General features: G+C 71.3%; 17 protein-coding genes and 1 tRNA gene. 10 read left to right on the plus strand and 8 right to left on the minus strand.

The features are described 5' to 3' along the window. Positions 1-12 precede the first annotated feature (12 nt). The gene (locus OG875_RS03380; protein WP_330172709.1) at positions 13-1,335 is read right to left on the minus strand and encodes a hypothetical protein; all 1,323 of its coding nucleotides are present in this window, start codon (positions 1,333-1,335) and stop codon (positions 13-15) included. Positions 1,336-1,412: 77 nt separating this feature from the next. Here OG875_RS03380 and OG875_RS03385 point away from each other — a divergent pair, with 77 nt between their 5' ends. From OG875_RS03385 to OG875_RS03405, 5 genes are all read left to right on the plus strand, one after another. Further along, positions 1,413-2,912, plus strand: a complete 1,500-nt coding sequence (locus OG875_RS03385) for a membrane-associated oxidoreductase (protein ID WP_330172710.1) — start codon at positions 1,413-1,415, stop codon at positions 2,910-2,912. Between the two features lie 100 nt (positions 2,913-3,012). Then, on the plus strand, positions 3,013-4,296 hold the full coding sequence (locus OG875_RS03390; RefSeq protein WP_330172711.1) for a D-arabinono-1,4-lactone oxidase: 1,284 nt from the start codon (positions 3,013-3,015) through the stop codon (positions 4,294-4,296). Positions 4,297-4,516: 220 nt separating this feature from the next. After that, the gene (locus tag OG875_RS03395; protein WP_330172712.1) at positions 4,517-5,311 is read left to right on the plus strand and encodes an SGNH/GDSL hydrolase family protein; all 795 of its coding nucleotides are present in this window, start codon (positions 4,517-4,519) and stop codon (positions 5,309-5,311) included. A gap of 124 nt (positions 5,312-5,435) precedes the next feature. Then, a complete protein-coding gene (locus OG875_RS03400) occupies positions 5,436-7,793 on the plus strand; it encodes a DEAD/DEAH box helicase (protein WP_330172713.1) in 2,358 nt (785 codons plus the stop codon). Between the two features lie 316 nt (positions 7,794-8,109). Then, a complete protein-coding gene (locus OG875_RS03405; protein ID WP_330172714.1) occupies positions 8,110-11,550 on the plus strand; it encodes a CARDB domain-containing protein in 3,441 nt (1,146 codons plus the stop codon). Positions 11,551-11,832: 282 nt separating this feature from the next. Here OG875_RS03405 and OG875_RS03410 read toward each other — a convergent pair whose 3' ends face one another. After that, positions 11,833-13,587: a hypothetical protein gene (locus tag OG875_RS03410; protein WP_330172715.1), complete on the minus strand. Its 1,755-nt coding sequence runs from the start codon at positions 13,585-13,587 to the stop codon at positions 11,833-11,835. 148 nt (positions 13,588-13,735) lie between these two features. Between OG875_RS03410 and OG875_RS03415 the strand changes: the two genes are divergently transcribed. Both OG875_RS03415 and OG875_RS03420 read left to right on the plus strand, forming a co-directional pair. Beyond that, positions 13,736-14,020: a DUF7336 domain-containing protein gene (locus OG875_RS03415; RefSeq protein ID WP_330172716.1), complete on the plus strand. Its 285-nt coding sequence runs from the start codon at positions 13,736-13,738 to the stop codon at positions 14,018-14,020. A 73-nt stretch (positions 14,021-14,093) separates the two neighbouring features. Then, positions 14,094-14,417, plus strand: coding sequence for an L-rhamnose mutarotase (locus tag OG875_RS03420; protein WP_330172717.1), 324 nt, complete (start codon positions 14,094-14,096; stop codon positions 14,415-14,417). Between the two features lie 582 nt (positions 14,418-14,999). On the opposite strand, the gene OG875_RS03425 is transcribed toward OG875_RS03420, so the two are convergent. From OG875_RS03425 to sucC, 6 genes are all read right to left on the minus strand, one after another. Further along, positions 15,000-15,087: transfer RNA gene (locus OG875_RS03425), tRNA-Leu, on the minus strand. 114 nt (positions 15,088-15,201) lie between these two features. Continuing rightward, on the minus strand, positions 15,202-15,612 hold the full coding sequence (locus OG875_RS03430) for a VOC family protein (RefSeq protein ID WP_330172718.1): 411 nt from the start codon (positions 15,610-15,612) through the stop codon (positions 15,202-15,204). Positions 15,613-15,622: 10 nt separating this feature from the next. After that, positions 15,623-16,081, minus strand: coding sequence for a helix-turn-helix transcriptional regulator (locus OG875_RS03435; RefSeq protein ID WP_330172719.1), 459 nt, complete (start codon positions 16,079-16,081; stop codon positions 15,623-15,625). Between the two features lie 145 nt (positions 16,082-16,226). After that, on the minus strand, positions 16,227-17,768 hold the full coding sequence (locus OG875_RS03440) for an aldehyde dehydrogenase family protein (RefSeq protein ID WP_330172720.1): 1,542 nt from the start codon (positions 17,766-17,768) through the stop codon (positions 16,227-16,229). A gap of 1,243 nt (positions 17,769-19,011) precedes the next feature. Further along, entirely contained in the window at positions 19,012-19,899 is an 888-nt protein-coding gene (gene sucD / locus OG875_RS03445; protein WP_330172721.1) for a succinate--CoA ligase subunit alpha, read from the minus strand. Between the two features lie 64 nt (positions 19,900-19,963). Beyond that, on the minus strand, positions 19,964-21,097 hold the full coding sequence (gene sucC / locus OG875_RS03450; RefSeq protein WP_330172722.1) for an ADP-forming succinate--CoA ligase subunit beta: 1,134 nt from the start codon (positions 21,095-21,097) through the stop codon (positions 19,964-19,966). A gap of 179 nt (positions 21,098-21,276) precedes the next feature. On the opposite strand from sucC, the gene OG875_RS03455 reads away from it, so the two are divergent. From OG875_RS03455 to OG875_RS03465, 3 genes are read left to right on the plus strand one after another with little or no spacing between them, the layout of a single operon-like run. Then, complete coding sequence (locus OG875_RS03455; RefSeq protein ID WP_330172723.1) at positions 21,277-22,959, plus strand: thiamine pyrophosphate-binding protein; 1,683 nt, start codon at positions 21,277-21,279, stop codon at positions 22,957-22,959. An 11-nt stretch (positions 22,960-22,970) separates the two neighbouring features. Further along, positions 22,971-24,245: a formyl-CoA transferase gene (gene frc / locus OG875_RS03460; protein ID WP_330177589.1), complete on the plus strand. Its 1,275-nt coding sequence runs from the start codon at positions 22,971-22,973 to the stop codon at positions 24,243-24,245. A gap of 47 nt (positions 24,246-24,292) precedes the next feature. Next, positions 24,293-26,392 carry an acetate--CoA ligase family protein gene (locus tag OG875_RS03465; RefSeq protein ID WP_443079241.1) on the plus strand — a complete coding sequence of 700 codons (2,100 nt, stop codon included), beginning with the start codon at positions 24,293-24,295 and terminating at the stop codon, positions 26,390-26,392. Positions 26,393-26,611: the final 219 nt, after the last annotated feature.

Raw genomic sequence — 26,611 nt, forward strand, 5'->3', positions numbered from 1 at the left:
GTCACACACGGCCTAGCGCCGCCCGCCGCCGTCGTCCGGCGCGCCGCCTCGCAGCGAGGAGAGGACGAGACGGCCGTAGCGGGTGGTGAGCGCGCCGGCCGTCGCGGCGACCGACAGGGCGAGGGCGACGAGCAGATGGGAGACCGACTCGTCGCCCAGCACCTGAAGGACCCCGAGCGCCGTACCGAGCGGCAGCCCGAGGATGGTGAGAACTCCCAGCGCGCCGCTGATCTGCTGGCTCTCCAGGGTCTGGGTGAGCCGGCTGTAGTCGGCGGCCTCGGCGAGGATCTCGGCGAACCTCTCGGGCAGCCGGTGCTGGTGCTGGAAGGCGCGCAGCAGTCCGTTGGCGGGGCCGTGGGCGGTGAGGTGCTGACGCCAGTAGGTGCTGCGGAAGCGGGCGATGTTCTTCTCCAGCGCGGTCACCCGGCGGGTCAGCCGTTCGGAGTCGAAGACCTCGGACAGTTCCTCGGTCAACTCGTCGATGTGGTCGCGCTGGAGCGACCCGAGCAGCAGCGCGTCGAGGTACACGGTGCGCGCGTGCAGCGCCCCGAACTCGTAGAAGTCCCCGTCCCCGCCGTCCACCCGGTGCCCGAGGAACGCGGCCCCGTGCCGCAGCACGAGCGCGCTCCAGTCGGCCGAGACGCGCACGACGGAGGAGTCGTGGTGGGGCGCGCTCTCGGGGGCGACCGGAAAGTCCACGGGCGCGGACCGGGAGGCGAGCTGCCACAGCCAGCGATCGGCCCCGTCCGGCAGCACCGCCCCGGGTCCGGCCCGCAGCGCGGGCGTGTGCTCGGCACCGGGGGTCAGGAAGGCGACGGTGTAGGGGCGGGCGAGGGCGAAGGTGCCCGCGTGGTCCCGTACGTCGGCGAGGCCGTCGAGGAGCGCCGCGGGGTCGAGCGGGCCGGTGAGGGGGTCGGGTCCGGCGGTGGGGCGGTGGCCGATGGCCCGCAGGAGCGGAAGGAGGGGCCCGACGGGGGTGAAGTGCATGACGAGGAGCGCGTGTTGGGCGTTCCCCGGGGTGGTGGCGGTGCGGGCGGTGGCGGTGCGCAGGATCTCCATGGCGACGAGGCGCAGCCCCTCGTGGGTAACGGCGAACGGCCGGTGCCAGCGGCAGGGCCGCTCCGGCGTCCCGTAGAGGACCCGGGCACAGGCCGGGGCGAAGTATCCGGACCGGGTGGCGGTGTCTGTGCGGCGGGTGCCGAGTGCGAACGGGTACGGGCCCGCGGCCCAGCCGGAGCGGGCGTCGGGTGTGCGGCGCAGCCGGACCGGGAGGACGACGGTGAGGGTCTGGCGTGCGCCGGTGACGGCTTCGAGGGGGAGGTCGGAGGCGCTCATCGCAGGATCACACCATGAACGCCCGCCGCCCGTAACGGTGTTGACACCCCCGCGGCCCCCGCGTCAGAGTCGCCGCGATGGAGATCAACACGCTGACCGCGGCCGAGCGGCGTCTGTGGGATGCCTTTCCGACGGGCGAGCCCGTGAACTTCGGTGACGCCGGTGACGCGGACGCCGGTCCCGACGAGGGTGCGCGGTGGGGGCCGCGGCGGAGTGTGCGGGCCGAGGTCGTGCGGGCCGTGCTGCTCGGTGGGGAGCGGCCGGACGGGGAGGTGGCCGCGCTGCGGATGATCGGGGCGCGGATCACCGGTGCGCTCAACCTGCGGTACGGGAACGCCGATTGCCCGGTCAGTCTCATCGGCTGCTTCTTCGACGAGGTGCCCAATCTGTACGGGGCGCAGGTCCGGCAGCTCAATCTCAGCGGGTCCGTGCTGCCCGGACTGAACGCGGCCACACTGCGGGTCGACGGTGTCCTGCGGATGACCGACTGCCTCGTCCGGGGGCCGGTCCGGCTCGGGGGTGTTCAGATCGCCGGGGCGGTGTTCCTGGACCGGGCGCGGTTCACCGGGGCGGCTTCCGGGCCCGCCGACGGCGGCGCCCCGGCGCCGGAGGCGCTCCTCGCGCTCAACCACGCCTCCGTCGGCGACGACCTCTGGGCGCCCGGACTGCGGGTCGACGGAGGGCTGCGGCTCGACGGGGGCTCCGTCCGGGGGAGCGTCAATCTGGACGACGCCGTCCTGACCGCCCCCGGCGGCACCGCCCTGGACGCGGAGACGCTCACCGTCGGGGCCGACCTGCGCGGGATGCGGCTGCGGGTGCGGGGGCGGTTCAATCTGCGCGGCGCCCGGATACCCGGTCAACTGAACCTCGCCCACGCCCGGTTGTCGGAGCCCGGCGGCGTGGCGCTGCGCGCCAGCAGCTGTGTGATCGGCGAACTCTGGCTGCGCCGGGCGGCGCCCGTCGAGGGAGCGGTCAATCTGCGCCGCTCCCAGGTCGAACTGCTCCATGTGGCACCGGACATCTGGCCGGACAACGTCCGGCTCGACGGGCTGACCTACGGGACGCTCGCCCCGCACGAGCCCGCCGAACGGCGGCTGGCCGTTCTCGAACGGGACGGCGACGGCTATGTGCCGTACTCGTACGAGCAGTTGGCCGCCTCGTACCGGAGGATCGGCGACGACGCGGCGGCCCGGACCGTACAGCTCGCCAAGCAGCGGCGGCAGCGCCGGGGACTCGCCCGGTACGCGCGGCTCTGGGGGCACGTCCAGGACCTCACCGTCGGATACGGCTTCCGGCCCATGCGCGCCGTGACCTGGATGCTGTCGCTGCTGACGGTGGCCTCGGTCGCGTACGGCCTGCGCCCGCCGCGCCCGCTGAAGGCGGACGAGGCCCCCGATTTCAATCCGGTCTTCTACAGCCTCGATCTGCTGCTGCCGATCATCGACTTCGGCCAGGAGCGGGCGTTCACCCCGGAGGGCGGCGGGCTCCAGTGGCTCGCGTACGTCCTGATCATCACCGGCTGGATCCTGGCCACGACCGTCGCCGCCGGTGTGACGCGCGCCGTCAGCCGGCAGTGAGCCGGCCCCGGGCGGGGCGGGCTGTTGAGGATCACCGTGCGCGGGCCCATACTCCAGGCTCGGGGTGGGTGCGGTCGACCGGAGGAAGGAAGACGGACACGTGACGGAGGCGGCCGGGCGCGCGGGGACCAACTGGGCGGGGAACATCGTCTTCTCCGCCGGCCGGGTGCACCGCCCCACGACACTCGACGAGCTGCGCGCGCTCGTCGCGGGCCACTCCCGCGTGCGCGCGCTGGGCAGCGGACACTCGTTCAACCGCCTCGCCGACACCGACGGCGCCCTGGTGTCGCTCGCGGAGCTGCCCCGGACCATGGACGTCGACACGGCGGCCCGTACGGTACGGGTCGCGGCCGGCGTGCGGTACGCGGAACTGGCCCGTACGGTGCACGACCAGGGGCTCGCCCTGCGCACCATGGCGTCCCTGCCGCACATCTCGGTCGCCGGATCGGTCGCCACCGGCACGCACGGATCCGGTGATACGACCGGTTCGCTCGCGACCGCCGTACGCGCGGTGGAGCTGATCACGGCGGACGGCGGACGGCTGACCCTGGACCGGGAGCGGGACGCGGAGCGTTTCCCCGGCGCCGTCGTGTCGCTCGGCGCGCTCGGTGTGGTCACCGCGCTGACGCTGGACCTCGTCCCGGCCTTCGACGTACGGCAGTTCGTCTTCACCGGGCTGCCGTTGGCCGTGCTGGAGGAGCACTTCGACGCGATCACCTCGGCCGCGTACAGCGTGAGCCTGTTCACCGACTGGAGCACGCCGGGCTTCGGGCAGGTCTGGCTGAAGTGCCTCGCCGACGCCGACGCGGTCGGCGGCGACGACGGGCCGGACTTCCCGTGGGCGGCGCCGGCCACCGAGGCCCTGCACCCCGTGCCCGGCATGCCGGCCGCCCACTGCACCGGGCAGTTCGGGGTGCCGGGTCCCTGGCATGCCCGACTGCCACACTTCCGCGCCGAGTTCACCCCCAGCAACGGGGAGGAGTTGCAGTCCGAGTACCTCGTCCCGCGTCGGCACGCCGTCGCCGCGCTGCGGGCGGTGGCCGCGCTCGGACCGGTGATGGCGCCGGTGCTCCAGGTCTGCGAGGTGCGCACGGTGGCTGGCGACGGGCTGTGGCTGAGCCCCGCCGAAGGCCGGGAGACCGTCGCGCTGCACTTCACCTGGGTCAGGGACACCGCGTCGGTGCTGCCGGTGATCGCGCGTCTGGAGGCGGCACTGGAGGGGTTCGACGCGCGACCGCACTGGGGCAAGGTGTTCACGACGGCCCCGGCCGTGCTGCGCGCCCGCTATCCGCGGATGGCGGACTTCCTGGCGCTGCGCGCGTCCCTGGACCCGGCGGGCACGTTCACCAACGCCTTTCTGCACCGGCTGCTGTACGAGGACTGACGCCGTGCCGCCACCGACGCCGGCCGCCGGGAAGCCGTCGAATCCGTGGCCGGAACAGGTCAATTCACCGCCACCGTTGCGCGATCCCTCGCCGAGGGGGCCGACCGGTGGTATCTACAACGTGGCCGCCACACTCCCCCCGCCCCTCCCCCCACGCGCAGACCCCCACGGACGCACCTCGCGCACCCCCATCCCCGGCGGCCCGTCGGAAGGATCCGTTGTGCGAAACAACGCCCCACGCCGCGCGCAAGCCCTCCTCGGTTTCGTGCTGTTCGCCCTCACGGCGGCACTCATGGCCCTCTTCCAGTCCCCCGCCGCCGCCGCGCCCGCCGAGTCCAACGGCGGGGTCCGGATCATGCCGCTCGGCGACTCGATCACCGACGGGTTCAACGTGCCCGGCGGCTACCGCGTCAACCTCTGGCAGCACCTCGCCTCGGGCGGCTACGCGGTCGACTTCGTCGGCTCGCAGTTCAACGGCCCGCCCGAGCTGGGCGACCACGACCACCAGGGTCACTCCGGCTGGCGCATCGACCAGCTCCGTTCGAACATCGACGGCTGGCTGGCCGCCAGTGACCCGCGCACGATCATGCTCCAGATCGGTACGAACGACGTCAACCAGAACTACGACGTGGCGAACGCCCCGGCCCGGCTGTCCGGCCTCATCGACCGTATCCTCCAACAGAAGCCGCAGGTCCAGCTGTTCGTCGCGACCATCACCCCGGAGTCCAGCCCCGACCTCGAAGCCCGCGTCAGGACGTTCAACGCGGCGCTGCCCGGCATCGTCAACAGCAAGGGTCCGCAGGTTCATCTGGTCGACATGTACAGCGCGCTGACGGTCGCCGACCTGGCCGACGGCGTCCACCCCAACGCCGGCGGCTACGCCAAGATGGCGGGCGTCTGGTACAACGCCCTGCGCTCGGTGCCCGCCAGCCTCGTGCCGCTCGCGGCCCCCGCCCAGGACACGCCCGACGACGAGCGCTCCTCCGCCCCCGCCGAACTGGCGACCGCTTCCTGACGATCGGCACCGCACACACGAACGATCATGATGTCGCCGGGCGCGCCGGATTCGGCCGCCCGGCGTTGTCATACCCCCGTGGAATCATGTCGACCGACCGATGCGGTGGACCACGAGGGGTGTCATGAGCGACGGAGCGGGGCCCGGGAGCAGGCCGGTGCCGGTGGGGGCCGGTGCGCGGGCCGTGCTCGGCCGGGCCGACCGGCTGCTCGCCGCCGCGCGTCGCGTGACCGCCGACCACGCGGATGTGCGGCGCGCCGTCCTGGACGCCGTCACCCCGCTGCGCGACGCGCTGGTCCGCCGTGAGCTGGCGGACATCCCCGTGTCGCGCCTCGCCGATGTCACCGAGGGCAGGCTGCGGCTGGGCACGCTGGAGACGGCCGGGTACGGCGACGTCGCGAAGGTGCTGGACGCGACGGCGTACGACCTGCGCCGTATCCCCGGAATCGGGGCGCAGAGCGCCGGTCACGCCATCGCCGCCGCCCGCCAGCTCGCGGAGGCGATGGAGGAACACGTCGCGGTCCGGCTGGACGCCGACGACACCGACGACCCGCGGGCCACGGCCCTGGTCGTCGCGCTGCACCGGGTGGTGAACGCCGGGCCGGACATCCCGCGCGCCGTCGTCGCGGCGAAGCGGATCGAGACCGCGCTCGCCCCGCTGCTGCCCCCGGCGCGCCCGGCCGGCGACCGGCTGCGCATGCTGCTCTCCGGAAAGCGGCGCAGACAACAGGCCCAGCGGGCGCTCCGATCGGTGGACGCCTTCCTGGCCGACGCCGCCGGACGTGAGGTCCCGCTGCTCCTGACCCAGGCGGCCACGGATCTGCTGCGGCCGGCCGTCCCGGCGGACGAGGCGTGGCTGGACTTCCATGTCCGGGCCGCCGACTATCTGGTGCTCCTCGCCGAGTTCTCCGACCTCTCGCCGGACGCCGACGCCGCCGAGGGTTTCCTGCCGGGCGACGTCTCCGAACGGGTGCGCGGGCAGCGGCTGGACGACACCCACCGCAGGGTGTCGCTGCGCGGCTATCAGGCGTTCGGTGCCCGGTTCGCGCTGGCCCAGCGCCGGGTGATCCTGGGTGACGAGATGGGGCTGGGCAAGACCATCCAGGCCATCGCCGCCCTCGCGCACCTCAGGGCCGAGGGCCGTACGCACTTCCTGGTGGTCTGCCCGGCCAGTGTCGTCATCAACTGGATCCGGGAGATCGAGTCCCGCAGCACCCTGCGCGCGTACCGGGTGCACGGCCAGGACCGGTCGGTGGCCCTGGGGCAGTGGACGCGGCACGGGGACGTCGCGGTGACCACGTACGACATCCTCGGCTCGCTCAACGTTCCCGCCGGGGTGACGGTCGGCATGCTGGTGGTGGACGAGGCGCACTATGTGAAGAATCCCGAGACGCGGCGCTCGCGGACCGTCCGGGCCTGGGCCGGGCGTACGGACCATGTGCTGTACCTGACGGGGACGCCCATGGAGAACCGGGTGGAGGAGTTCCGCAGTCTGGTCGGCCATCTCCAGCCGGGCCTGCTGCCCGGGATACGGGACGGGGCCGCGTCCCTCGGGTCCGAGGCGTTCCGCCGGGCGGTGGCGCCCGCGTATCTGCGCCGTAACCAGCAGGATGTCCTGACGGAGCTGCCCGAGCTGCAACAGACCGACGAGTGGGAGGAGTTCAGCCCGGCGGGGCGCGCCGCGTACCGGCAGGCGGTCGCCGCGGGGAACTTCATGGCCATGCGCCGGGCCGCGTACGCCGATCCCGCCACGTCGGCCAAGCTCCGGAGGCTGCGCGAACTGGTGGCCGAGGCCGCGTCGAACGGGCTGAAGGTCGTCGTCTTCTCCTTCTTCCGCGATGTGCTGACGGCCGCGGAGGAGGCCCTGGGCGCGGGGCCGGGCTCCGCGCGTCCGTCCCCCGTGGCTCCGGCGTCCGGGGTCTCCGGCGCGCCCGTCGCACTCGGCCCGCCCGCCGTGTCCGGGGCGACCACCGTGTTCGGCCCGCTCACCGGCCGGGTGCCCGCCGCCCGGCGGCAGGAATGGGTGGACGGATTCGCGGGCGCGTCCGGGCACGCGGTCCTGCTCAGCCAGATCCAGTCGGGCGGCACGGGGCTCAATCTCCAGGCGGCGTCCGTGGTCATCCTGTGCGAGCCGCAGGTCAAGCCCACGCTGGAGGCGCAGGCCGTGGCGCGCGCCCACCGCATGGGGCAGATACGTCATGTGCGGGTCCACCGGCTGCTGACCGCCGACAGTGTCGACCAGCGCCTGCTGGACCTGCTGGGGGCGAAGCAGCGGTTGTTCGACGCGTACGCCCGGCACAGCGACGTCGCGGAGTCCACGCCGGACGCGGTCGACATCTCGGAGCAGTCGCTGGCCCGGCAGATCGTCGCGGAGGAGCAGGAGCGCATGGCGCTCGGACCGGGCCCCGCGTCCGGGGCGAGCCCATCGCCGACCGCCGCGTCCGCGTCCGCGTCCGGAAAGCGCACCGGCCACTCCGGCTGACCCGCCGGTACGTCAGGAACCACCGCCGGGGCGTACGGGCCGACCCGCCGCGCCTGTCAGGCCCCCGGCCACCCGCCGCGCACGACCAGTACCCCCGCCGTGACCGGTGGGGGTACTGGTCGTGCGCGGCGGGGACGGTCGACAGCCCCGGGCCCCTCCCGTGTTACCTCTGCGAAAACCGTTGACAAGTACGTGACACGATTGCAACCTGAGAATCGCAAAAAAGTAAACAAGTGACTCAATTTCTTGAGGCTCTTTTCGCAACTTCATGGCAGCGCCCCGCCTGCCCCCTCGTTCCAACCGAACAGAGGACCATATGAGACGGAAGCAGCTCAGACCCACACAGCTCAGCTGGCGGCTGATCACCGGCATGCTCATGGCCGGCCTGATAGCCGTCGGGCTCACCCCCCTCTCGGCCGGCGCGGCCGAGCGCCCCAACCAGTCGCTCGGCAAGAGCGTGTCGGCCAGCGGGTCCGAGGGGGCCCACCCCGCGTCCCACGTCAACGACGGCGATCAGGCGTCGTACTGGGAAGGGCCGAACAACGCGTTCCCCCAGACCCTCCGGATCGACCTCGGCCAGAACGTCGCCGTCGACCAGGTGGTGCTCAAGCTCCCGACCACCTGGGAGGCCCGCACCCAGGCCCTGAGCGTCCAGGGCAGCACCGACGGCAGCACCTGGAACACCCTGTCCGCCTCGCAGGGACGGCAGTTCAACCCGTCCTCGGGGAACACGGTCACCATCGACTTCCCCTCCAGCAGCGTCCGTCACGTACGGCTGAACATCACCGGCAACACGGGCTGGCCGGCGGCGCAGATCTCCGAGTTCGGGATCTACGGCCCCGCGGGCGAACCGGGCGGCGGGGACCCCGACCCCGGTGACGACGGCACCGACCTGGCGCGTGGCAAGGCCATCGAGGCGTCCTCGACGATCCACACCTTCGTCGCCGCCAACGCCAACGACGGCAGCCTGAACTCCTACTGGGAGTCCACCGGTCACCCGTCGACCCTGACGGTCAAGCTCGGGGCCGAGGCCGACCTGACCTCCGTGGTGGTCAAGCTCAACCCCGACAGCGCGTGGGGCCCGCGCACGCAGAACATCCAGGTGCTCGGCCGCGCCCAGGGCACGACGGCCTTCACCTCCCTCAAGGCGCGCGCGGACTACTCCTTCAACCCGGCGACGAACCAGAACGCGGTACGTATCCCCGTCACCGGACGCGTCGCCGACCTGCGGCTCCAGATCTTCTCCAACACCGGGGCGCAGGGCGGCCAGGTCGCCGAACTCCAGGTCATCGGGAAGCCCGCGCCCAACCCGGACCTCACCGTCACCGCGCTCTCGTGGTCGCCCGCCTCCCCGGTGGAGACCGACGCGACGACCGTGAGCGCGACGGTGCGCAACATCGGCACGGCCGCGTCCCCGGCGACGACGGTCAACGTCAGCATCGGCAGCACGGTCGCCGGAAGCGCCGCCGTGGGCGCGCTCGCGGCGGGTGCCTCCGCGACCGTCCAGGTCGCCGCCGGAAAGCGTGCCGAGGGCACGTACCGGGTGACCGGGGTGGTGGACCCGACCGACACCGTCGTCGAGCAGGACAACGACAACAACAGCTTCACCGCGACCGGTTCACTGGTCGTGGGTCAGGCTCCCGGACCCGACCTCCAGGTGCTGAGCGTGAGTTCGACACCGCAGAACCCGGCCGTCGGCGCACAGGTCCAGTTCAGCGTGGCGGTGCAGAACCGCGGAACCACGGCGAGCGGTGCCACCACGGTCACCCGTGTCGCGGTGGGCGGTACGACGCTCAACACCAACACCCCGTCGATCGCGGCCGGGGCGACGGCGAACGTGAGCGTCAGCGGCAGTTGGACCGCCACCAGCGGTGGCGCCACCATCGTGGCCACCGCCGACGCGACCAACGTCGTGACGGAGACCAACGAGACCAACAACGCGTTCTCCCGCTCGATCGTGGTCGGGCGCGGCGCGGCGGTCCCGTACGTCGAGTACGAGGCGGAGGCGGGCCGGTACACCGGCACGCTGGTGGAGGCCGACGCCGTACGCACCTTCGGGCACACCAACTTCGGCTCCGAGTCCTCGGGCCGCAAGTCCGTACGGCTCACCGGACAGGGCCAGTTCGTGGAGTTCACCTCCACCAACCCGGCCAACTCGATCGTGGTGCGCAACTCGATCCCCGACGCCCCGGGCGGCGGCGGCACCGAGGCCACGATCAGCCTGTACGCCAACAACACCTTCGTGAAGAAGCTCACCCTCTCCTCGAAGCACAGCTGGCTGTACGGCAACACGGACGGCCCCGAGGCCCTGACGAACACGCCCCAGGCGGACGCCCGCAGGCTGTTCGACGAGGCCAACTCGCTGCTGTCCACGACGTATCCGGCGGGCACCACGTTCAAGCTCCAGCGCGACGCCGGTGACAACGCGTCGTTCTACTACATCGACCTGGTCGACCTGGAGCAGGTCGCGCCCCCGGCGTCCAAGCCCGCCGAGTGCACCTCGATCACGGACTACGGCGCGGTGCCGGGCGACGGGATCGACGACACGACCGCCATCCAGGCGGCGGTCACCGCCGACCAGAACGGCACCATCGAGTGCGTCTGGATCCCGGCGGGCCAGTGGCGTCAGGAGAAGAAGATCCTGACCGACGACCCGCTGAACCAGGGGCAGTTCAACCAGATCGGCATCAAGAACGTCACCATCCGCGGCGCGGGCATGTGGCACTCCCAGCTCTACACGCTGACCGAGCCGCAGAACGCGGGCGGCATCAACCACCCGCACGAGGGCAACTTCGGCTTCGACATCGACGACAACACCAAGATCTCGGACATCGCCATCTTCGGCTCGGGCAGGATCCGGGGCGGCGACGGCAACGCCGAGGGCGGGGTGGGCCTCAACGGCCGCTTCGGCAAGAACACCAAGATCACCAACGTGTGGATCGAGCACGCCAACGTGGGTGCCTGGGTCGGCCGCGACTACGACAACATCCCGTCCCTCTGGGGTCCCGGCGAGGGCCTCGAATTCACCGGCATGCGGGTTCGCAACACGTACGCCGACGGCATCAACTTCACCAACGGCACCCGCAATTCGAAGGTGTTCAACTCCTCGTTCCGCACCACCGGGGACGACTCACTGGCGGTCTGGGCCAACCGGTACGTCAAGGACCAGTCGGTGGACGTCGCGCACGACAACTCGTTCACCAACAACACCATCCAACTGCCCTGGCGCGCGACAGGCATCGCGGTCTACGGCGGCTACGGCAACAAGATCGAGAACAACATCGTCTCCGACACGGCGAACTACCCGGGCATCATGCTGGCGACCGACCACGACCCGCTGCCCTTCTCGGGTCAGACCCTGATCGCCAACAACGCCCTGCACCGCACGGGCGGTGCCTTCTGGAACGAGGACCAGGAGTTCGGTGCCATCACCCTGTTCGCGGCCAGCCGGGACATCACGGGCGTGACGATCAGGGACACCGACATCTACGACTCGACCTACGACGGCATCCAGTTCAAGACCGGCGGCGGCACGATGCCGGGCGTCGTGATCAGCAACGTCAAGATCGACAAGTCCAACAACGGCGCCGGCATCCTGGCCATGAGCGGTGCCCGGGGCAGCGCGACCCTGTCCGGCGTGACGATCACGAACTCGGCGGACGGTCACGTCGTGACCCAGCCGGGCTCCCAGTTCGTGATCACGGGCGCCCCGGCGGCCCGCCTGCCGGGCAAGCTGACGGGCGGTGGCCGACGCTGACGACACCGTAGGCACGAAGGCGCGGACCGGGAACGACGTTTCCGGTCCGCACCCGTTCCCGAGAAGAGCGGGTCCCGGTGCGGGAGTTCCGCTCTCGCACCGGGACCCGCCCACGTCCGCCACGTACGGACGCGCCGCCGAACGCGCCGCGTGTCAGCCGAGCTTGGCGAGCCGCGCGTCGACCGTTTCCTTCGGCTGTTCCGCAGCGCCGCTCAGGGACATCGGGTGGAACGACACCAGGGTGCTGCCCTTGCGCGCGACTCCGCCGTGGCGCGGCGCGGCTCAGACGCGGTGCACCGTGTGCAGCGTCCGGGCGTAGGTGCCCGTGCCGTCCAGGAGGGAGGCGCCGCCGAGGTCGGCCATGGTGGGCCCGTTGACGGTCTTGCGGCTGGAGAGAAAACGGCGCCTGCCGGCCGCGTCCTCGCCCAGGTGGATGCCGACGTGATCGACGGTGACCGTCGAAGTGTCGTCCCCCGAATCGGCGTTGAACAGCACCAGGTCGCCGGGCTGGAGCAGTGCGGCGACGGGCGGACCGGCGCCGTCGGTCCGGTCGACGCGCACGCCCGGCGTGTGGTCGGCCATGTGCCGGGACTGGCGCGGAATGCGCAGCCCGGAGGTGTCCTGGCCGGCGGCCAGCGGCACGCCCATGTGGTGGCCGTACACCATGCGCGTGTAGCCCGAGCAGTCGAGATTGCCGAGCTGCCCGCTCGACGGGCCGGTGTGGGCGCCGTCGTCGAAGGTCCAGCCGATTCCCATGTACTCGTGGAAGTCGGCTCCTTCCACCCGGAATCCCCGGGGATCCGGATAGCCGTACCCGGCCTCGCCCAGCACCCGCCTGCCCTGCGCCGGCCCCGCCCCGGCCGTCACCGTCGGCGCTCCGGCGAGGAACATCGCGGCGTACGCGAGCACGTCCGGGGCCGTGGACCCGGCCCAGCCGCGTACGGTCCCGTCCACCTCGTCGGTCCATGTGCCGTCGAACGGTTGGGGCAGCACCCGTACCCAGTCGGCGTGGGTGACACTCGGCGGGACGTCCCAGGTCGCGGCGTCGACCTGGAAGCGGCCGACGGTGAGCCTGATCGGCAGATTGGCGCACCCGCTGTTGGCCAGGGCGCGCAGGCCCACCCGGCCCTTCGTGAAGGTGGAGTCGGCGATGTCGACGGCCCACGCGGACGGCTCCGCCGACGCCGAACGCCACGCCTTGGCCCGGATACGGGAGCCCTCTCGCCGCACCCGGACCGTCCAGTCGGTGCCCGCGGGCACGCCCGTGGCGAGGGTCTGGGGCGTGGCCAACTGGGTCACCGTGTCGGCGACTTCCTTCTCGACGCGCAGTTCGACCGCGCCCGTGGTGAGGAAGGACAGCCGGGCCCGGTAACTGTTGCGGGTGTCCTGGTAGCCGAAGGCCAGCGCGTACGAACACGCCTGACCGGTGGGCACCTTGTCGAATCTCGCCACGGAACGCACGTCGACGTCGGCGATCTCGTCGTCCCGCAGACTCGCGTGACGGCTGGCGTTGTCGGTGCTGAGGGTGATGACGCCGGTCCCCGGCAGCACCGAGAAGTCGGCGTCGACCGGTCCGAGGGTGGACCAGGTGCCGCCGCCCGGGGAGGCGCCCCAGTACTGCCGCTGCGAGACCGGCAGGGACAGGTCGGGCAGCGTGCGCGCGAAGTCGTCCGCGAAGGGCCGCTTGTTCTCGGCGAACGTACGCCGCGGGCCCGGCAGTACGACGGTCCGCGCGCCGTGGGTCAGCAGCGCGACGCGCGCGCCGCCGGAGGTGACCTCGGTACGGGCGGGGGTCCCCGGCAGGACGGTCGCGGTGAGCGGGGTGTTGAGGGTTACCGGCGTGAAGTAGGACGCGTCCAGCGGGGGCAGCGTCACGGAGAAGGGCGTCGGGGCGAGACCGGTCGAACCGGCGAACGGCCGCACGGACACTGCCGGGCCGGCGGCCCGCGCGGGCGTGGCGACCAGACCGCCGAGGGGGACGGAGGCGGCGGAAGCGGCGAGCGTGGCCAGCAGACCGCGCCGGGAAGTGGGAGCCATGGGCACATGATCCCCTCCGGACCACCATGACGGACCACCATGACGGGCGACCTCACGCCGGCCGGCCCGGCGTCGGCGCGGCGGGAACCGGGCCCGCTCCTCACCCACCGGCACGTCCCACGCCTCCGGTGCTGATAGCTTCGCGCCCGTGATCGTGTATCCGCTGTGGCACGTCGGCCACCAGAACGAAGCCGGTGACGACGGTGCGACCGTGCACGTCGACGAGAGCGGGGTGTTCTGCGACGAGTCGGACGGCGACGACGTGAAGCTGCTCGGTATCTACTCGACGCGTGAACGGGCAGAGGAGCGTGTGCGTCAGGCTCGACTGCTCCCGGGCTTCCGTGACGAACCGGAGTGCTTCTATTTCGACACCTGCGAGCTGGACGAGGACAGTTGGACCGAGGGCTTCGTCCGAGTTCCGCAGGGCGAGTAGACCCGTGGGATGGCGACTCGCACAGGCGAACCGGATCGTGGACGGACCGCGGCCGCGAAACGAGGAGTGAGAGATGGAACGTTACGCCGCCGTGGTCAGGCTGCGCCCGGAGAAAGAAGCCGAGTACCGCGCTCTGCACGCCGCCGCCTGGCCCGGCGTCCTGGCAGCCCTCAAGCGCGCCAACATCGGCAACTACTCGATCTTCCTGCGCGACGGACTGCTGTTCAGCTACCTCGAATACACCGGAGACGACTACGCCACCGACACCGCGGCGATCGCCAACGACCCGACCACACAGCGGTGGTGGGCACTCACCGACCCCTGCCAGCAGCCGCTGGACACCGCGACCGACGGCCAACTCTGGGCGGGCGCCGAGGAGATCTTCCACCTCGACTGATCCGGCGCCCCGGTGGCGCGCCGGGCTCCCGTGCCGCACACCCTTTCCCTCACACCTGGAACGGACCGTGCGCACCGACGCGCGTCACCACCTCGCCAGGCTGAACGACTGCCCGCCGGAGCAGGCCCTCCACCAGGCGGTGGCCCTGCGCGACCGCCTGACGACGCGCTTCCTCAGACTGCGCGAGCGGGAACTGCCCAAGTTGAGCGCACCCGGAAGGGCCTACGTCGCAGACCTCGCCCACGCGATCCGCTCCAACCTCGACCGGGCTCGAACTCCGCCCGCTACACCGCGGTGACCCCCCGCACCCAACTCCCACCGACGAACCCCTCCCCCACCTCCCTGGCACTCACCGACCACCCCGGCGACCCCAGCACCGAACCCCTGGCCTGCCCCTCCGTCGCCTGGTGGTGGCGACAACTGCACACGCCAATGGGCTGAACCGGTCAGACATCGCCGGCGGTCCCCGTCGACGGGCCCCCGCCGAACAAGATCCCAGACACACGAAGAACTCCCAGCCCGGACGAATCCGTGCTGGGAGTTCTGTGAAGCCAACCCAGGTAATTCCGTGTGAATTACCCGTGGTGTCCGAGGGGGGACTTGAACCCCCACGCCCGATAAAGGGCACTAGCACCTCAAGCTAGCGCGTCTGCCATTCCGCCACCCGGACGAGTGGTCGAACCTCGGCGTTTCCGCCGGGCGACAGAGTGAACGATACCAGGGCCCGAGGGTGCTCCTCACCCGTATATCCCGTGGTCCGGGGCATGGGCGGGCGGTCTCGGAGTTACGCCTCGGGCTCCTGGGAGATGCGGACCGTGTTGCCCGAGGGGTCGCGGAACGCGCAGTCGCGCGGGCCCCAGGGCTGGTCGATCGGTTCCTGGAGGACCTCGGCGCCCGCCGTGCGGACCTTCTCGAAGGTCGCGTCGACGTCGTCGGTGCGGAAGACGACCTGGGTGAGGACGCCCTTGGTGAGCAGTTCCTGGATGGCGTCCCCGTCGGCCTGGGAGCGGCCGGCGTGCGGCTGGGAGAGGACGAGTTCCAGGCCGGGCTGGGTCGGGCTGCCGAGGGTGATCCAGCGGAATTCGCCCGAGGCGACGTCGTTGCGGACTTCGAGGCCGAGCGCGTCCCGGTAGAAGGTGAGCGCCTCGTCGGGGTCGTTGACGGTGATGTGCGAGTACTGGAGTGCGATGGTCATGCCGTCCACGCTAGGCGGCGGCCCCGGGGCCCGCTTCTCGGATCCTGCTCGCTTGCCGGGGCGGGGCCGGGGCGCCGCGGGCCGGGCGGGTGAGGATCTTCGAGATGCAGGGAGGCATCGCGGTGACGGCGCCGTGCTCGCGGGCGGCGTACGCGCTCGGGGTCTGCCCCACGATCTCGGTGAAGCGGGAGCTGAACGACCCGAGCGACGTACAGCCCACCGACATGCACGCGTCGGTGACGCTCGTGCCCGCGCGCAGCAGGGCCATCGCCCGCTCGATGCGGCGGGTCATGAGGTAGCTGTACGGCGTCTCGCCGTACGCCGCCCGGAACCGCCGGGAGAAGTGCGCCGGTGACATCAGCGCGTGCCGCGCCATCGTGGGCACGTCCAGCGGGCGCGCGTACTCACGATCGATGAGATCGCGCGCCCGGCGCAGGTGCGCGAGGTTGGCGAGCTCGTTCGCGTCCATGCCGCCGAGGCTACACCTGGCCGCTGACAACCCACCTGACCTGCGGGGAATCGGCTGAGGAGGGGTTCGTACGGCCTCAGCCGATTCCGGTTCAGGACCGGGCCCGCCGGGCGGTCACGGCATCAGGCGTCACGGCATCAGGTGGTCACGGCATCAGGTGGTAGTCGGGGAAGTTCCCCGGCGGCCGTTCGCCGTCCGGGCCGTCGGTGACCGCCTTGACCAGCAGGTCGCCGCCGACGAACGCGCCCCGCCAGGACGAGCCGAAGCCGCCGAACAGTTCGTCGCGGTCACCGCGTGAGCGCGGCCGGCCGTGGCCGACCTTGAACGCGCGGATCTGCGGGGCCAGCCGGGCGTACGTCCGGGGGTCGTCGGTCGCGAGGGTGGCGACCAGCGCCCCGTTGGAGGCGTTCATCGCGGCGAGGAGTTCCGCCTCGGTGTCGACCAGGACGATCGTGTCGACCGGGCCGAAGGGCTCCGCGTGGTGCAGCGGCGAGGACGGGGGCGGGTTGAGCAGGGTGACGGGCGCCAGATAGGCGGAGGTGTCCTGGCCGGGCAGGAAGCGCCCGTCCGCGAGTGATCCGTGGTGCAGCGGGACCGCGCCCCGGTCGATGGCCTCGGTCACCTGGTCGTCCAGTTCCTTGGCCTTGGCCGCGTTGATGAGCGGTCCGAAATCCAGCTCGGGCAGCGGGTCGTCGGGGTGCTCGACGGTCAGCGGGTGGCCGATCCGGATGGACCGTACGGCGGGCAGATAGGCCCCGAGGAAGTCGGAGAACAGCGAGCGCTGGACAACAAAGCGGGGATAGGCGGTGCAGCGCTGCTTGCCGTAGTCGAACAGCTTGGGGATGACGGCGGTGAGCGCGTCCCAGTCGCTGTGGTTCCAGACGCCCCAGGTGTTGAGTCCCTCCTGTTCGAGGATGTGGCGCTTGCCGAGGTCGGCCACGGTGGTGGCGATCCGCGCGCCGGTGTCGCGGCCTCCGACGAAGGAGACGCAGCCGATCTCCGGGGAGCGGACGAGCGCCTCGGACAGCTCTCCGCCGCTGCCGCTGACCAGGGTGAGCGGCAGTCCCTCGCGGGCGGCGAGGGCGGAGGCCAGGGTGAGGCAGGCGACGCCGCCGTCGGTGGGCGCTTTGGCGATCACCGCGTTGCCGGCCAGCGCCTGCACGAGCATGGCGTGGACCAGGACGGACATCGGGTAGTTCCAGCTGGCGATGTTGGAAACCGGGCCGGGCAGCGGGTGGCGGCCCGCCAGCATGGGCTCGATGCCGTCCACGTACCAGCGCACGCCGTCGATCGCGCGGTCGACGTCGGCCTGGGCGAGCCGCCAGGGCTTGCCGATCTCCCAGACGAGGAGGAGGGCGAGCAGTTCGCGGTGTTCGGTGAGGGCGTCGAGGGTGGCGCCGACACGGGCGCGGCGCTCGGCGAGCGGGACGTGCCGCCAGGCGCGGTGCTGGTCGAGCGAGGCGCGTACGGCCTGCTGCGCGGCCTCGGCGTCGAGCCGGGGCGGTCCGGCGACGGGGCTTCCGTCGACCGGGCTGGTGGCGGGGAGGGTACGGCCACCGGTCTGCCAGGACCCCGACCACAGGTTGAGGACGTGGTCGTCCCGGAAGGCTTCGGGCGCGACGGCGAGGCACTGCCGCCAGGCGTCGGACCAGGCGGTGCCCGGCTTGAGGATGAGGGTGGGTGCCATGGTGATCTCCGCTCGAAAGGGGGCGGGAGGTGCGTGGCGCGCGAAACGCGTGAGCGCGTGAGCGCGTGGTCGCGTGGTCGCGTGGTCGCCGGACGGGATGCACGGGTCGTCCGGATCGGGATGTTCGGTCGGGCGTCCGGTCGGGGTTGGGATCGGGTGCTCGGATCGGACGTCCCGGATCGGGGCGTGTGACGTCGGGATGGGTGACGCCGGGGTGCTCGGGTCGGGGTTGGTGACGTCGGGGTGTTCGATCGGATGGTTGACGCCGGGGCGGATGGTGCGGGGCGTGGAGGTCGGACAGGGCGGATCGGTCGTGCCGTACAGGTGGTACGGGTGATACCGGGTCCGGTCGAGTCGGTCAGGTCGACCGGGTGGTGCCGTGCCCGGTCGAGCGCGGTGCCCGGCTGTCGTCGGGGCGTCCGGCGACGGGATCGCCTGCCGGGTGTGCGGTGTGGCTTTGCCGTCCGGTGCGGGTCGCGTACCGGACGGTCGAGCGGTCGAGCCCTAACCGGCACCACCGGGCCGTGCAGGACGGGGTGCCGTCCCTGAGTCCGGTCCGGACCGCGTACCGGACAGTCGAACGGTCGAGCCCTACCCGGCACCACCGGGCCGTACAGGACAGGGTGCCGTCCCTGAGTCCGGTCCGGACCGCGTACCGGACAGTCGAACGGTCGAGCCCTACCCGGCACCACCAGGCCGTACAGGACAGGGTGCCGTCCCTGAGTCCGGTCCGGACCGCGTACCGGACAGTCGAACGGTCGAGCCCTACCCGGCACCACCAGGCCGTACAGGACAGGGTGCCGTCCCTGAGTCCGGTCCGGACCGCGTACCGGACAGTCGAACGGTCGAGCCCTACCCGGCACCACCAGGCCGTACAGGACAGGGTGCCGTCCCTGAGTCCGGTCCGGACCGCGTACCGGACAGTCGAACGGTCGAGCCCTACCCGGCACCACCAGGCCGTACAGGACAGGGTGCCGTCCCTGAGTCCGGTCCGGACCGCGTACCGGACAGTCGAACGGTCGAGCCCTGCTCCGCACCGCCAGGCCGTACAGGACGGGGTGCCGTCCGGTGCCGCGTGGGCCGGGTGTTCCGGGGGGGGTTCGAACCCGGGCCCCGTTCGGGGGCCGGGTACGGAAATTCTTCGCCCGGCCCCGGCCGGGTGCGGTCATCGACACGCGTGGCGCCCCGTCGGCGACCGGGCGCCGGGGCGTTCCCCGGTCCGGTCACCGCGGGGCGGGCGGGGTCAGGCGCCGACGGCGATCCGGTCGAGGACCAGGCGTGCCGTCTCCGAGGGCGTCGAGCCGACCCGTACCCCCGCCGCTTCGAGCGCCTGCTTCTTCGCCTCGGCCGTGCCCGACGAGCCGGAGACGATGGCCCCCGCGTGGCCCATCGTCTTGCCCTCGGGCGCGGTGAAGCCGGCGATGTAGCCGATCACCGGCTTGGTCACGTGCGAGGCGATGTACGCCGCCGCCCGCTCCTCCGCGTCGCCGCCGATCTCGCCGATGAGCACGATGAGTTCGGTGTCCGGGTCGGCCTCGAAGGCGGCCAGGGCGTCGATGTGCGTGGTGCCGACGACGGGATCGCCGCCGATGCCGACCGCCGACGAGAAGCCGATCTCGCGCAGCTCGTACATGAGCTGGTAGGTCAGCGTCCCCGACTTGGAGACCAGCCCGATCCGGCCGGGCTTGGTCGCGATGTCCGCCGGGATGATGCCGGCGTTGGACTGGCCGGGGCTGATCAGCCCGGGACAGTTGGGTCCGATGATGCGGGTGGAGCTGCCGCGCGCGTGCGCCTGGAAGGCGACCGCGTCGTGCACGGGGATGCCCTCGGTGATGACGACGGCGAGGCCGATGCCCGCGTCGACGGCCTCGGTGACCGCCGCCTTCGCGAACGGCGGCGGCACGAAGACGACGGTGACGTCCGCGCCGGTCGCCGCGATGCCGTCGGCGACGGAGCCGAAGACGGGGACGGCCCGGCCGTCGAAGTCGACGCTCTTGCCGGCCTTGCGCGGGTTGACCCCGCCGACGACGTTCGTGCCGGCCTCCAGCATCCGGCGGGTGTGCTTCATGCCCTCGGCGCCGGTCATGCCCTGGACGAGGACCTTGCTCTCCTTGGTCAGGAAAATCGCCATGGTCTGTGTCTCCTCTTCCGGTGGATCTTCGGTGGATCTTCCGGTGGTCCTGCGTTGACCGGCCTTATCCGGCGTTGGCGAGGACGGCGGCCTGGCGCGCGGCGCCGTCCATCGTCGTGACCTGTTCCACGAGGGGATGTGCGCGGGTGTCGAGGATGGCGCGGCCCCGGGCGGCGTTGTTGCCGTCGAGACGTACCACCAGCGGTTTGGTCAGCCGGACGGATTCCAGGGCCTGCACGATGCCGTCGGCGACGGCGTCGCAGGCGGTGATCCCGCCGAAGACGTTGACGAACACGGACTTCACGTCGGGGTCGGAGAGGATGACGGACAGCCCGTCCGCCATGACCTGGGCGGAGGCGCCGCCGCCGATGTCCAGGAAGTTGGCGGGGCGGGCGCCGCAGCCGGCGACGACGTCGAGGGTCGACATGACGAGCCCGGCGCCGTTGCCGATGATGCCGACCTCGCCGTCCAGTTTCACGTAGTTGAGGCCCTTGGCTGCGGCGGCGGCCTCCAGCGGGTCGGCGCCCGGGTCCTCCTGGTCGTCGCCCCAACGGCTCTGGCGGAAGCGGGCGTTGTCGTCCAGGGTGACCTTGCCGTCGAGTGCCAGGATGCGCCCGTCCGTGGTCCTGACGAGCGGGTTGACCTCGACCAGCAGGGCGTCCTCGCGGATCAGTACCTGCCAGAGCGCTTCGAGTACGGGGGCGGCCTCGGGCGGCAGCGAGGCCGCCACGGCGATCTCCATCGCCTTCGCCGCCGTGACGCCCTCGGCCGGGTCGACGGGAATCCGGGCGACGGCCTCGGGGCGGGTCTCGGCCACTTCCTCGATCTCCATGCCGCCCTCGGCCGACGCGATCGCGAGGAACGTGCCCGCGGCCCGGTCGAGCACGTAACTGACGTAGAACTCGCTCTCGATGTCGACCGGTTGGGCCAGCATCACCGTGCGGACGGTGTGGCCCTTGATGTCCATCCCGAGTATCTGACGAGCGGTCAGTTCCGCCGCGGCCGGGTCGGCCGCGAACTTCACCCCGCCGGCCTTGCCCCGGCCTCCGGTCTTCACCTGTGCCTTGACGACGACCCGGCCGCCGAGCCGGTCGGCCGCGAACGCGGCCTCCCGGGCGAACTCGACGGTCTCGGCCTCCGGCACGGCGATGCCGTACTCCGCGAACAGGTCTCGGGCTTGGTGCTCGTACAGATCCATGCCGGCTCCCGCTTCAAGAAAACGAATGAAAGTGCCGCGCCCCCTGGACACCACCCCACTGGATGGGGGATAACAAGTTTCATACAGTATTCGTCGACTGTATGCAATCCATCGCGGGAGCACCGGGAAGCACCCCCAAGAGCCCTCCCGGCTCCTCTACGAAGGGACAGGACAACCTCATGCCCGACGACAGCCAGGAACTCATCTCCGGTGGTCATCTGGTCGCCAAGGCCCTCAAGGCAGAAGGTGTCGAGGTCATCTACACCCTCTGTGGCGGCCACATCATCGACATCTACGACGGCTGCGTCGACGAGGGCATCGAAGTCGTCGACGTACGTCACGAGCAGGTCGCCGCGCACGCCGCCGACGGCTACGCGCGCATCACCGGCAAGCCCGGGTGCGCCGTCGTCACCGCCGGACCGGGCACGACCGACGCCGTCACCGGTGTCGCCAACGCGTTCCGCGCCGAGTCACCCATGCTGCTGATCGGCGGTCAGGGCGCGCTCACCCAGCACAAGATGGGGTCGCTCCAGGACCTGCCGCACGTGGACATGATGACGCCGATCACCAAGTTCGCGGCGACCGTCCCGGACACGGCGCGCGCCGCCGACATGGTCTCCATGGCGTTCCGCGAGTGCTACCACGGCGCTCCCGGACCGTCGTTCCTGGAGATTCCGCGTGACGTCCTCGACGCCAAGGTGCCGGCCGACAAGGCGCGCGTGCCCAACCAGGGCCAGTACCGCGCCTCGACCCGTTCGGCCGGCGACCCCGCGGCCATCGAGAAGCTCGCCGATCTCATCGTGCACGCCGAGAAGCCGGCGATCCTGCTCGGCAGCCAGGTGTGGACGACACGGGCCACGGACGACGCCATCGAGCTGGTGCGGACGCTGAACGTCCCCGCCTACATGAACGGCGCGGGCCGTGGCACGCTGCCGCCCGGCGACCCGCACCACTTCCAGCTCTCGCGCCGCTACGCCTTCACCAACGCCGACCTCATCATCATCGTCGGCACCCCCTTCGACTTCCGGATGGGGTACGGCAAGCGGCTCTCGCCCGACGCGACGGTCGTGCAGATCGACCTCGACTACCGGACCGTCGGCAAGAACCGGGACATCGACCTCGGCATCGTCGGCGACGCCGGCCTGATCCTGAAGTCGGTCACCGAGGCGGCCAGTGGCCGGATCAACGGCGGCTCCGCCAAGCGCAAGGCATGGCTGGACGAGTTGCGCGCCGCCGAGCAGACGGCGATCGAGAAGCGGCTGCCGAGCCTGCGTAAGGACAGCTCGCCGATCCACCCGTACCGCCTGGTGAGCGAGATCAACGACTTCCTGACCGAGGACTCGATCTACATCGGCGACGGCGGCGACATCGTCACCTTCTCCGGGCAGGTCGTCCAGCCCAAGTCGCCGGGTCACTGGATGGACCCGGGCCCGCTCGGCACGCTCGGTGTCGGTGTCCCCTTCGTCCTCGCGGCGAAGCAGGCCCGGCCCGACAAGGAGGTCGTGGCGCTGTTCGGCGACGGCGCCTTCTCGCTGACCGGCTGGGACTTCGAGACGCTCGTCCGCTACAACCTGCCGTTCGTCGGGATCGTCGGCAACAACTCGTCGATGAACCAGATCCGTTACGGCCAGAAGGCCAAGTACGGCGACGAGCGGGAGCGGATCGGCAACACCCTCGGCGACGTCCACTACGACAAGTTCGCCCAGATGCTGGGCGGTTACGGCGAAGAGGTCCGGGACCCGGCCGACATCGCGCCCGCGCTCCAGCGGGCCCGCGAGTCCGGGCTGCCCTCGCTGATCAACGTCTGGGTCGACCCCGACGCGTACGCCCCCGGAACCATGAACCAGACCATGTACAAGTAAGGGAGGCCATGATGACCCAGGCTCTCGAAGCCCCGGAGAACTCCCCCGACACCCTCGGCAACCAGGCACTGTCCGGCGTCCGTGTCCTCGACATGACGCATGTGCAGTCCGGCCCCTCGGCCACCCAGATCCTCGCCTGGCTCGGTGCCGACGTGGTGAAGGTGGAGGCGCCGACGGGCGACATCACCCGCAAGCAGCTGCGCGACATCCCCGATGTCGACTCGCTGTACTTCACGATGCTCAACTGCAACAAGCGCAGCGTCACGCTCAACACCAAGACCGAGCGCGGCAAGGAACTGCTGACCGAACTGATCCGCCGCTCCGACGTCATGGTGGAGAACTTCGGCCCCGGCGCCGTCGACCGGATGGGGTTCACCTGGGAGAAGATCCAGGAGATCAACCCGGAGATCGTCTACGCCTCCATCAAGGGCTTCGGCGAGGGCCCGTACACCAACTTCAAGGCGTACGAGGTCGTCGCCCAGGCGATGGGCGGCTCGATGTCGACCACCGGCTTCGAGGACGGCCCGCCGATGGCGACCGGCTCGCAGATCGGCGACTCCGGCACCGGTATGCACGCGGTGGCCGCCATCCTGGCCGCGCTCTTCCAGCGGACCGCCACCGGGCGCGGGCAGCGCGTGAACGTCGCGATGCAGCACGCCGTGCTCAACCTCTGCCGGGTCAAGCTCCGCGACCAACAGCGCCTGGCGAACGGGCCGTTGGCCGAGTACCCGAACGAGGACTTCGGCGACGAGGTGCCCCGCTCCGGCAACGCGAGCGGCGGCGGGCAGCCCGGCTGGGCGGTCAAGTGCGCGCCGGGCGGGCCCAACGACTACGTCTACGTGATCGTGCAGCCCGTCGGCTGGAAACCCATCAGCGCGCTGATCGGGCGGCCCGAACTGACCGACGACCCCGACTGGGCGACCCCCGAGGCCCGCCTCACCAAGCTGGGCAAGATGTTCCAGCTGATCGAGGAGTGGACCGCGACCCTCCCCAAGTGGGAGGTGCTGGAGAAGCTCAACGCGCACAACATCCCGTGCGGGCCGATCCTCTCCACCAAGGAGATCATCGAGGACCCGTCCCTCGCGGCGAACGACATGGTCGTCAAGGTCGCGCACCCGCAGCGCGGTTCGTTCACCACGGTCGGAAGCCCGCTGAAGCTCTCCGACTCCCCCGTGCGCATCACCTCCTCACCGCTGCTCGGCGAGCACAACGCCGACGTGTACGTCGGCGAGCTGGGGCTCGGCCCCGAGGAGCTGCGCCTGCTGAAGACGAACGGAGTCATCTAGTGGCGGACAGCCATCAGTTCACGCCCGACAAGGACGCCGTCGCGGCGATCGTCGAGGACGCGCTGGCCCAGGGGCGCACCTCGCTGACGGCGCCCGAGGGCAAGGCGGTCACCGACGCGTACGGCATCCCGACGCCCGGTGAGTCGCTCGCGGAGTCGGCCGACGACGCCGTGGCCGTGGCGGCACGGCTCGGCTTCCCGGTGGCGATGAAGATCGTGTCGCCGGAGATCCTGCACAAGACGGACGCGGGCGGTGTGCGCATCGGCGTCAACTCGGTGGCCGAGGTGCGCTCCGCGTTCACGACGATCGTCTCCAACGCGCGGAAGTACGACGCGAACGCCACGATCCTCGGCGTACAGGTGCAGCAGATGGTGCCCGCGGGCACCGAGATCCTGATCGGCACCGTCACCGACCCCACCTTCGGCAAGGTCGTGGCCTTCGGGCTCGGCGGTGTCCTGGTGGAGGTGCTGAAGGACGTCACCTTCCGGCTCGCGCCGGCCACCAAGGACGACGCGCTGTCGATGCTGGACGGCATCCGGGCCGCCGAGATCCTGCGGGGCGTACGGGGCGGGGCGGCGGTCGACCGGGACGCGCTCGCCGATCTCGTGGTGCGGGTCTCGCAGTTGGCCGCCGACTTCCCCAACATCGCGGAGGTGGACCTCAATCCGGTCTTCGCCTCCGAGAACGGGGTCATGGCGGCGGACGTCCGCATCCTGCTCACCGACGAGATACCGCCGGCCCGGACCACGTACGGGCGCGAGGAGATCCTGACCTCGATGCGGCGGCTGATGGAGCCCCGCTCGGTGGCGGTCATCGGTGCCTCCAACGAGGAGGGCAAGATCGGCAATTCGGTCATGCGGAACCTGATCGACGGAGGTTTCGCGGGCGAGATCTTCCCGGTCAACCCCAAGGCCGATGACATTCTCGGCCGCAAGGCGTACAAGAGCGTGGTGGATGTTCCCGGTGAGCCGGACGTGGCGATTTTCGCGATCCCCGCGAAGTTCGTCGCCGGCGCCCTCGAAGAGGTCGGACGCAAGAACATCCCCAACGCCGTGCTGATCCCGTCCGGTTTCGCGGAGACCGGTGAGCACGAGCTCCAGCAGAAGATCGTGACGATCGCCGAGGAGAACGGGATCCGGCTGCTCGGCCCGAACATCTACGGCTACTACTCCACCTGGCAGGACCTCTGCGCGACGTTCTGCACCCCGTACGACGTCAAGGGCGGCGTGGCGCTGACCTCGCAGTCCGGCGGCATCGGGATGGCGATCCTCGGCTTCGCGCGGACCACCAGGACGGGTGTGTCGGCCATCGTCGGGCTCGGCAACAAGTCGGACCTCGACGAGGACGACCTGCTGACCTGGTTCGGTGAGGACGACAACACCGACTGCATCGCGATGCACCTGGAGGACCTCAAGGACGGCCGGGCCTTCGTGGAGGCGGCGCGGGCGACCGTACCGAAGAAGCCGGTGGTGGTCCTCAAGGCCGGGCGTACGGCGGCCGGCGCGAAGGCGGCGGGCTCGCACACCGGGGCCCTGGCGGGCGACGACGCGGTGTACGAGGACATCCTGCGGCAGTCCGGTGTCATCAGGGCGCCGGGGCTGAGCGAGATGCTGGAGTACGCGCGGGGGCTGCCCGTGCTGCCGACCCCCAAGGGCGACAACGTGGTGATCATCACGGGCGCCGGCGGGTCGGGGGTGCTGCTGTCCGACGCGATCGTCGACAACGGCCTGTCGCTGATGGAGATCCCGCCGGACCTGGACGAGGCGTTCCGCGCCTTCATCCCGCCCTTCGGGGCGGCGGGCAACCCGGTGGACATCACCGGCGGCGAACCGCCGTCGACGTACGAGGCCACGATCCGGCTCGGTCTTGAGGACCCCCGGATCCACTCGCTGGTCCTCGGCTACTGGCACACGATCGTCACCCCGCCGATGGTCTTCGCGGAGCTGACGGCGCGAGTGGTGGCCGAGTTCCGGGAGCGCGGCATCGAGAAGCCGGTGGTGGCGTCCCTGGCGGGCGACGTGGAGGTGGAGGAAGCGTGCCAGTACCTCTACGAGCGGGGCGTCGTGGCGTACCCGTACACCACGGAGAGGCCCGTCGAAGTGCTCGGCGCGAAATATCGCTGGGCGCGGGCGGCGGGGCTGCTGTGAGGAGCGGTCCGCGGCCGAACACCGGCCGGGCGTCCGGGGGTTGTCCCCCGGAGCGACACCGTCCGCCGGGCGCGGGCGGCGGGGCCGCCGCGAGCATCTGCTCGCGGGCGAGTACCGGCCCCGCCACGACCGGTACGGAGTTATGGGGAGGCGGCCGATGAGCTGACGGCTCGACCCAGGGGGCCTGTGGATACCGCTCATCGCAGGCCCCCCGCACGA

Origin of the sequence: Streptomyces sp. NBC_01498 (assembly GCF_036327775.1) — a bacterium.
Lineage (GTDB): Bacteria > Actinomycetota > Actinomycetes > Streptomycetales > Streptomycetaceae > Streptomyces.

What these genes read in the sequence shown, in the direction of transcription:
- OG875_RS03380 (WP_330172709.1), bottom strand. Translation starts at nt 1,335, where the DNA reads ATGAGCGCCTCCGACCTCCCCCTCGAAGCCGTCACCGGCGCACGCCAG.
- OG875_RS03385 (WP_330172710.1), top strand. Translation starts at nt 1,413, where the DNA reads ATGGAGATCAACACGCTGACCGCGGCCGAGCGGCGTCTGTGGGATGCC.
- OG875_RS03400 (WP_330172713.1), top strand. Translation starts at nt 5,436, where the DNA reads ATGAGCGACGGAGCGGGGCCCGGGAGCAGGCCGGTGCCGGTGGGGGCC.
- OG875_RS03405 (WP_330172714.1), top strand. Translation starts at nt 8,110, where the DNA reads ATGAGACGGAAGCAGCTCAGACCCACACAGCTCAGCTGGCGGCTGATC.
- OG875_RS03410 (WP_330172715.1), bottom strand. Translation starts at nt 13,587, where the DNA reads ATGGCTCCCACTTCCCGGCGCGGTCTGCTGGCCACGCTCGCCGCTTCC.
- OG875_RS03420 (WP_330172717.1), top strand. Translation starts at nt 14,094, where the DNA reads ATGGAACGTTACGCCGCCGTGGTCAGGCTGCGCCCGGAGAAAGAAGCC.
- OG875_RS03430 (WP_330172718.1), bottom strand. Translation starts at nt 15,612, where the DNA reads ATGACCATCGCACTCCAGTACTCGCACATCACCGTCAACGACCCCGAC.
- OG875_RS03435 (WP_330172719.1), bottom strand. Translation starts at nt 16,081, where the DNA reads ATGGACGCGAACGAGCTCGCCAACCTCGCGCACCTGCGCCGGGCGCGC.
- OG875_RS03440 (WP_330172720.1), bottom strand. Translation starts at nt 17,768, where the DNA reads ATGGCACCCACCCTCATCCTCAAGCCGGGCACCGCCTGGTCCGACGCC.
- sucD (WP_330172721.1), bottom strand. Translation starts at nt 19,899, where the DNA reads ATGGCGATTTTCCTGACCAAGGAGAGCAAGGTCCTCGTCCAGGGCATG.
- sucC (WP_330172722.1), bottom strand. Translation starts at nt 21,097, where the DNA reads ATGGATCTGTACGAGCACCAAGCCCGAGACCTGTTCGCGGAGTACGGC.
- OG875_RS03455 (WP_330172723.1), top strand. Translation starts at nt 21,277, where the DNA reads ATGCCCGACGACAGCCAGGAACTCATCTCCGGTGGTCATCTGGTCGCC.
- frc (WP_330177589.1), top strand. Translation starts at nt 22,971, where the DNA reads ATGACCCAGGCTCTCGAAGCCCCGGAGAACTCCCCCGACACCCTCGGC.